We start from the raw sequence: 7,434 nt of genomic DNA, 5'->3' as shown, positions 1-7,434 counted from the left end.
GATCGAGCGGGACGGCCGCACCTGGCACGAGCCCATGTGAGGCGACGAAACACCAGCCGAGAGCATCATGACCAAGAACATGCACACATTTGACGATGGCGCCCGGCTTGCGGCCCGTCTTGCCGGCGATGTCGCCGACAAGCTGGCCGAAGCCGTCGCCGAAAAGGGAGCGGCCTCCATCGCCGTTTCCGGCGGTTCGACGCCGAAGGCTTTCTTCCGCGCGCTTTCAAAGGCGGATATCGACTGGGAAAAGGTGACGATCACCCTCGTCGACGAACGGTTCGTCCCGGAAGACAGCCCCCGTTCGAACCACAAGCTGGTGAAGGAAAACCTGCTTCTGGGCCCGGCTGCCGCGGCGCGCTTCATTCCGCTTTACCAGAATGTAAAGACCGCCGAGGAAGCCGCCGAGATCGTCACCAACAAGGTTTCGGCGACGAGCCTGCCCTTCGATGTCGTCGTGCTCGGCATGGGAACCGATGGCCACACGGCCTCGTTTTTCCCAGGAGGCGACACGCTTGGCCGCGCACTCGACATGAAGACGCCGGCCGGAGTGATGTCCATGCATGCCGAAGGCGCCGGCGAGGCCCGCCTCACCTTCACCTTCTCGAGCCTCGAAAATGCCGGCCTTCTGGTGTTGCACATCGAAGGCCGGGAAAAGATGGATGTTCTGGAAAAGGCCCTTGCCGGCGACGACGAAACGGAAATGCCCATCCGCGCCGTCCTTTCGAGAGCCACCTCCCCCGTGAATATCTACTGGGCGCCCTGACAATTCTGCCGGGCGCCTTCCGCGTTTCTTTTTGAAAACAGGAAAAGCCCATGACCGCCGATCCCCGCATTGCAGAGATCACCGCCCGCATCGTCGAGCGATCCAAACCCACGCGCGAAGCCTATCTCGATCGCGTCAGCCAGGCCATTTCCAAGGGCGTGCACCGCTCGGTTCTGTCCTGCGGCAACCTTGCCCATGGCTTTGCCGTCTGTTCCCCCGCCGAAAAGGAGGCGCTGTCCGGCGACAGCGTGCCCAATCTCGGCATCATCACCGCCTATAACGACATGCTCTCGGCGCATCAGCCGTTCGAAACCTTCCCGCAGACGATCCGCGAGGCCGCGCGCGAGGCCGGCGGCGTCGCCCAGGTCGCCGGCGGCGTGCCGGCCATGTGCGACGGCGTCACCCAGGGCCAGCCGGGCATGGAACTGTCGCTTTTCTCCCGCGACCTGATCGCCATGGCGGCTGCCGTCGGGCTCTCCCACAACATGTTCGACGCGGCCGTCTATCTCGGCGTCTGCGACAAGATCGTGCCCGGCCTCGCCATGGCGGCGCTGACCTTCGGCCATCTGCCGACGATCTTCATTCCCGCAGGCCCAATGACGACGGGCCAGGGCAATGACGAGAAGTCGCAGATCCGCCAGCTCTATGCGGAAGGCAAGGTCGGCCGCAAGGAACTGCTGGAATCGGAATCGAAATCCTACCACGGCCCCGGCACCTGCACCTTCTACGGCACGGCCAATTCCAACCAGATGCTGATGGAGATGATGGGCCTGCACATGCCGGGCGCCTCCTTCATCAACCCGAACACGCCGCTGCGCGAGGCGCTGACCAAGGAGGCGGTCAAGCGCGCCTTCGCCATCACCGTCAACGGCAACGAGTTCACGCCCGTCGGGCAGATGGTCGACGAACGCTCGATCGTCAACGGCGTTGTCGGCCTTCACGCCACGGGCGGCTCGACCAATCACACCATGCACCTGATCGCCATGGCGCGGGCCGGCGGCATCCAGCTGACTTGGCAGGATATTTCCGACCTCTCCGACATCGTGCCGCTTCTGGCGCGCGTCTATCCGAATGGTCTTGCCGATGTGAACCACTTCCACGCCGCGGGCGGCATGGGCTACCTCATCCGCCAGTTGCTGAACGCCGGCTTCCTGCACGACGATGTCCGCACCGTCTTCGGCGAGGGCATGGAGGCCTACGCGATCGACGTCAAGCTCGGCGAAAACGGCACCGTCAGCCGCGAGCCGATCGGCAACGGTCCGAGCGCCGATCCGAAGGTCCTGACCACCCATGACAAGCCATTCCAGCCCAATGGCGGGCTGAAGATGCTGAAGGGCAATATCGGCAAGGGCGTGATCAAGATCTCCGCCGTCAAGCCCGAACGCCGCCTCATCGAGGCGCCCGCCATCGTCTTCCACGATCAGCAGCAATTGCAGACGGCCTTCAAGGCGGGCGAACTCAACCGCGACTTCATTGCCGTGGTGCGCTTCCAGGGGCCGAAATCGAACGGCATGCCCGAACTGCACCGCCTGACGCCGCCGCTCGGCGTGCTGCAGGACCGCGGCTACAAGGTTGCGCTCGTCACCGATGGCCGCATGTCCGGCGCTTCGGGCAAGGTGCCCGCCGCCATTCACGTGACACCGGAAGCCAAGGACGGCGGGCCGATCGCCAAAATTCGAGACGGCGACATGCTTCGGCTCGATGCCGAGAACGGCACGCTGGAAGCGCTGGTCCCGGCGGATGAGTTCGACGCCCGCGAGGCCGCGACCGCAGATCTCTCCGGCAATGAATTCGGCATGGGCCGCGAACTTTTTGCCCCCTTCCGCCAGCATGTCGGCACCGCCGACGAAGGCGCAAGCGTCGTCTTCGGCTGAAATCGCGCGCCCGGCGCATGAAGACGCGCCGGGCATTCTGCCGCGTCCGGCGGGTCGGCAACCCGCTTTTCTCGCGTCTGCATCGCGGCGTCGCGCCTGTACCGCACCATCAGCGCGGTGCACGCCTGCACGCATCCGGGCATCTGACGCAGTTGCTCCCGGCATCGTTAACACACTGATTCAATCCGTGATCGCCTGCCGTATTCCGTGCGCTTTGCTGCCACTAAATAAACAAAAGCGGGCTTTAATCGGGGGCCACGGGAAACAATTTCCCGACCCTTTTCGTTTGGGGGGCATGGAATCAATCGTGCGACCGACACAGTGTAGCATTCCGGCAACAGAGACAGCCGATCTGATGCATTTTCGGAGAATTTAATTGAACGATTGATCACGTGAACCATTTCTCCCTCATCGAAAGACAAGATGGAGACTGTAATGAAGAAAATTCTTCTCGCTTCCGCCGCGATCGTCGCAATGGCCGCCTCCGCCGAAGCGGCCGATGTCGTCGCCACGCCGGCGCCCGCCGAACCCTATGTCGCCCCGCAGGTCATCCCGCAGACCTTCAACTGGTCGGGCTTCTACCTCGGCGGCACCGGCGGCTACGACTGGGCAACGGCCAACATGCGCTACAATGGCGCCCAGGTCGGCAGCGACGACTTTGACGGCGGCAAGCTCGGCGGTTTCGCCGGCTACAACTATCAGTTCGACAACAACATCGTCGTCGGTGTCGAAGGCGAGCTGGACTACAACTGGAATGAGCAGACCTACAATGTCGGCCTGCCTTACAGCGTGAAGGCCGGTTCGGACTGGGAAGGCTCGGTCCGCGGCCGCGTCGGCTATGCGTTCGACAACGCCCTGCTCTACGCAACGGGCGGCTGGGCGATCGCCAACGGTTATGTTGACGGCAACGGTCTCAACCAGGACCAGGCCTTCAACGGCTGGACTGTCGGCGCTGGTCTCGATTACGCCCTTTCCAACAACGTCTTCGCCGGTCTGGAATATCGCTACACCGACTTCGGCAAGAAGGACTTCGACGGCGCGCTCTCCGGCTTTGAAGCGAAGGACTACACGTCCAATCGCGTCATGGCCCGCGTCGGTTACAAGTTCTGATCCTTGCGGCGGGGCGCATTGCCCCGCCACTCTTTACCGTCGCACTCCTCCCCTCCCTGCGCCGGAAAGAAGAAGCCCCGCCGGTTATGCCGGCGGGGCTTTTTAGTCGGACCATTCGTTTTCGGGTTCAGCGGTAGAGGTAGCTGTGGCCCTTCTCGTCGAAGAGATGGCGCTTTTCCGGATCGGCGGCAAACCGCATCGTATCGCCGGGCCTGCCCTCGTGGATGCCGGGCAGCTTGACGATAATCGGGTCCTCGTCGATCAGTTCGCCCTCGATATAGATGAGCGTGACCTCGCCGAGCGCCTCGATGATCGAGACCTTGCCCTCGAACAGAAAGTCCTCGCCGCCCTCCGCCTCGCGCACATCTTCCGGACGCACGCCGAAGCTGGCGCTCTTGCCCATATCCCCTTCCGGCGTCTTGACCGGAATTTCGAGGCGCTTGCCGTCCTTGAGCTCAATCTCGGTCGTCTCGCCCGTGCGGGTGATCTTGGCGGGCATGATGTTCATGGCCGGCGAGCCGATGAACTGGGCCACAAACAGGTTCGCCGGGCGCTCGTAGAGCTCCAGCGGCGGGCCGACCTGTTCGATATAGCCACCAGAAAGCACCACGATCCGGTCGGCGAGCGTCATCGCCTCCACCTGGTCGTGGGTCACGTAGATCATCGTCGTCTCGGACATCTTGCTGTTGAGCTTGGCGATCTCGATACGGGTCGCGACACGCAGCGCCGCGTCGAGGTTCGACAGCGGTTCATCGAACAGGAACACCTTCGGATCGCGGCATATGGCCCGGCCGATCGCCACGCGCTGGCGCTGGCCGCCGGAAAGCGCCTTGGGCAGGCGATCGAGATAGGGCGTGATCTGCAGCATCTCCGCGGCAGCCCTGACGCGCCGGTCGATCTCTTCCCTGCTTTCCTTGGCGATCCGCATGCCGAAGGCCATGTTGTCATAGACCGACATGTGCGGATAAAGCGCGTAGGTCTGGAACACCATGGCGATGCCGCGCTTGGAGGGCGGGATCTGGTTGACGACCTGCCCGTCGATCGCAATCTCGCCGCCGGAGATTTCCTCCAGGCCCGCGATCATCCGCAAAAGCGTCGACTTGCCGCAACCCGACGGGCCGACAAAGACGACGAACTCGCCGGGATTGATGTCGAGGTCGACGCCGTGAAGCACCTCGACATTGCCGTAGGATTTCTTGACCTTCTTGAGGGTAACACCAGTCATCTTTCGCCCCTTTTCCCCTATGCGCTCTGGCGGGCGAAATAGCCGCCCCAGGCAGGAAGTTGTACCATGGTCCCGTCCTCCTCGGCGGAGAAACCGTGGTCGCCGGTTGAAAACGCGGTCCATGCGCCTTCGGGCAGCCGGACCTTTGCCGGCTCGGCCGACATGTTGAACACGCAAAGAACCGTTTCGCCCGCCCCTTCACGCGTGAACACCAGCACGGCGTCGTCGCCCGAGGAAAGGAAACGGATCGCGCCCTTGGCAAGCGCCGGGTGCGCCTTGCGGAAGGCGAGGAAGCGGCGGTAGTGCTCAAGCACGGAGGAAGGATTGCCGGCCTGCACGTCAACGGCCTTCATCACGTGATCGGCCGAAACCGGCAGCCAGGTTTTCTCCGCGGTCGAAAATCCGGCATTGGCCGCGCCCGCCTGCCACGCCATCGGCGTGCGGCAGCCATCGCGGCCCTTGAACTCCGGCCAGAACTCGATGCCATAGGGATCCTGCAGGTCCTCAAAGGCGATATCGGCTTCGGTCAGACCGAGTTCCTCGCCCTCGTAGAGGCAGATCGAACCTTTCAGCGTCATCAAGAGAGCGCCGAGCATCTTGGCATAGGCCGTCTGGTCGGCGACATCCGCGCCCCAGCGCGTGAGGTGCCGCACCACATCATGGTTGGAGAACGCCCAGCAGGCCCAGCCTTCCGGAGCGGCCGCGTCGAAGGCATTGATCGAATCGATCACGCGCTTCGGCGTCACCTGCTGCGGTGCCAGGAATTCGAAGGCGTAGCACATCTGCATCTTGTCGTCGCCGGAAGTATATTCGCCGACGATCTCGAGACCGCGCTGACTGTCCCCCACCTCGCCGACAGCGGCAATCGCCGGATACTCCTCCATCAGCGCGCGCAGGCGCTTCAGGAATGCGAGGTTCTCCGGACGGCTCTTGTCGTAGAGATGTTCCTGGTAGTTGTAGGGATTGACGGCCGGCGCCGTGCTGTCGTTCCTGCGTTCGGGCGCCAGCGCCGGGTTGTCGCGCAGTTCCCTGTCGCAGAAGTAGAAATTGATCGTGTCGAGACGGAAACCGTCGACGCCGCGTTCCAGCCAGAAACGCGCCGCATCGAGCAATGCATCCTGAACGTCCGGATTGTGGAAGTTCAGATCCGGCTGCGAGACCAGGAAATTGTGCATGTAGTATTGCAGCCGGCGCGAGTCCCACTGCCAGGCCGAGCCGCCGAAGATCGACAGCCAGTTGTTGGGCGGCGAGCCGTCGGGCTTTGCCTCGGCCCAGACATACCAGTCGGCCTTCGGATTGTCGCGGCTGGCGCGGCTTTCCATGAACCAGGGGTGCTGGTCAGAGGTGTGGGACAGCACGAGGTCGATCATGATCTTCAGACCCAGAGCATGGGCCTTTTCGATCATCGCGTCGAAATCGGCGAGCGTGCCGAACATCGGATCGATGTCCTTGTAGTTCGACACGTCATAGCCGAAATCCTTCATCGGCGAGGTGAAGAAGGGCGAGATCCACACGGCATCGGCGCCAAGCCCGGCAATATAGTCGAGCCGGTCGGCAATGCCGCGGATATCGCCGACGCCGTCGCCGTCGGAATCCTGGAAGGAGCGCGGATAGACCTGGTAGATGACGGCGCCGCGCCACCAGTCCTTGTCCGCGGTGTTGAGGGTGTGTTCGGTCATTGTTTTTCTTTTCTGTATCCTGATGTCACGGTTTTCGGTGAGGGGCGGCCATCAGCCGCCCTTGACCGAACCGGCCAGAAGGCCGCGCACGAGATAGCGCTGCAGGGCAAAGAACACGATCAGGGGCACGATGATCGACACGAAGGCCGATGCCGTCAGGATCTCCCAGTTTCCGCCGCGCGAGCCGAGCAGTTCCCGCAACCGCGCCGTCAGCACGATCGTCTGTTCGGAATTGCCGAGGAACACGGTCGCCACCAGAAGGTCGTTCCAGGTCCAGAGGAACTGGAAGATCGCAAAGGAGGCGAGCGCGGGATAGGAGAGCGGCAGGATGATCTTGTTGAAGATGGTGAAATCATTGGCTCCGTCGACGCGCGCCGATTCCATCAGCTCGCGCGGCAGGCCGGCGATATAATTGCGCAACAGATAGATTGCCAGCGGCAGACCGAAGCCCATATGCGCCAGCCATATCCCGACATAGGTCTTGGCGGGCACGCCGAAGGTCTGACCGATCGCATTGTACATCTTCAAGAGCGGGATCAGCGACATCTGCAGCGGCACGACGAGCAGGCCGACAACAACCGCCAGAAGCAGGTTGCGGAAGGGAAACTTCATCCAGGAAAGCGCATAGGCCGCATAGGCCGCCACCAAGACCGGGATGATGGTCGAGGGGATGGCAACCGTCAGCGAGTTCAGAAACGATTGCCCGATGCCCTCCGCCGTCAGCACGTTGCGGTAGTTTTCCAGCGTGAAGCGCGGCGGGATCTCGGCGGTAACGAAGAT

6 protein-coding genes are annotated in these 7,434 nt (G+C 62.7%); 3 read left to right on the top strand and 3 right to left on the bottom strand.

Annotated elements, in window-relative coordinates:
* The first annotated feature begins 67 nt into the window (after positions 1–67).
* The 3 genes from pgl to AC5DC2_RS16145 all read left to right on the top strand — a co-directional run bounded on the left by pgl (position 68) and on the right by AC5DC2_RS16145 (position 3,750).
* Complete coding sequence (pgl, locus tag AC5DC2_RS16155; RefSeq protein ID WP_491699213.1) at positions 68–766, top strand: 6-phosphogluconolactonase; 699 nt, start codon at positions 68–70, stop codon at positions 764–766.
* Between the two features lie 50 nt (positions 767–816).
* Positions 817–2,640, top strand: a complete 1,824-nt coding sequence (gene edd, locus AC5DC2_RS16150) for a phosphogluconate dehydratase (protein ID WP_491699212.1) — start codon at positions 817–819, stop codon at positions 2,638–2,640.
* 423 nt (positions 2,641–3,063) lie between these two features.
* The gene (locus tag AC5DC2_RS16145) at positions 3,064–3,750 is read left to right on the top strand and encodes an outer membrane protein (RefSeq protein ID WP_491699211.1); all 687 of its coding nucleotides are present in this window, start codon (positions 3,064–3,066) and stop codon (positions 3,748–3,750) included.
* A gap of 127 nt (positions 3,751–3,877) precedes the next feature.
* On the opposite strand, the gene AC5DC2_RS16140 is transcribed toward AC5DC2_RS16145, so the two are convergent.
* From AC5DC2_RS16140 to AC5DC2_RS16130, 3 genes are all read right to left on the bottom strand, one after another.
* Positions 3,878–4,975, bottom strand: a complete 1,098-nt coding sequence (locus AC5DC2_RS16140; protein WP_491699210.1) for an ABC transporter ATP-binding protein — start codon at positions 4,973–4,975, stop codon at positions 3,878–3,880.
* 17 nt (positions 4,976–4,992) lie between these two features.
* Positions 4,993–6,654 (bottom strand): beta-galactosidase BglA, encoded by a 1,662-nt coding sequence (bglA, locus tag AC5DC2_RS16135; RefSeq protein WP_024706981.1) that lies wholly within the window; start codon positions 6,652–6,654, stop codon positions 4,993–4,995.
* Positions 6,655–6,705: 51 nt separating this feature from the next.
* Positions 6,706–7,434: carbohydrate ABC transporter permease (locus AC5DC2_RS16130; protein ID WP_491699209.1), on the bottom strand; the 729-nt coding region annotated here is incomplete at its 5' end.

This window comes from Martelella sp., assembly GCF_984369615.1.
The sequence above is the reverse complement of the archived record's forward strand: the minus strand, read 5'-3'. Positions and strand labels throughout refer to the sequence as shown.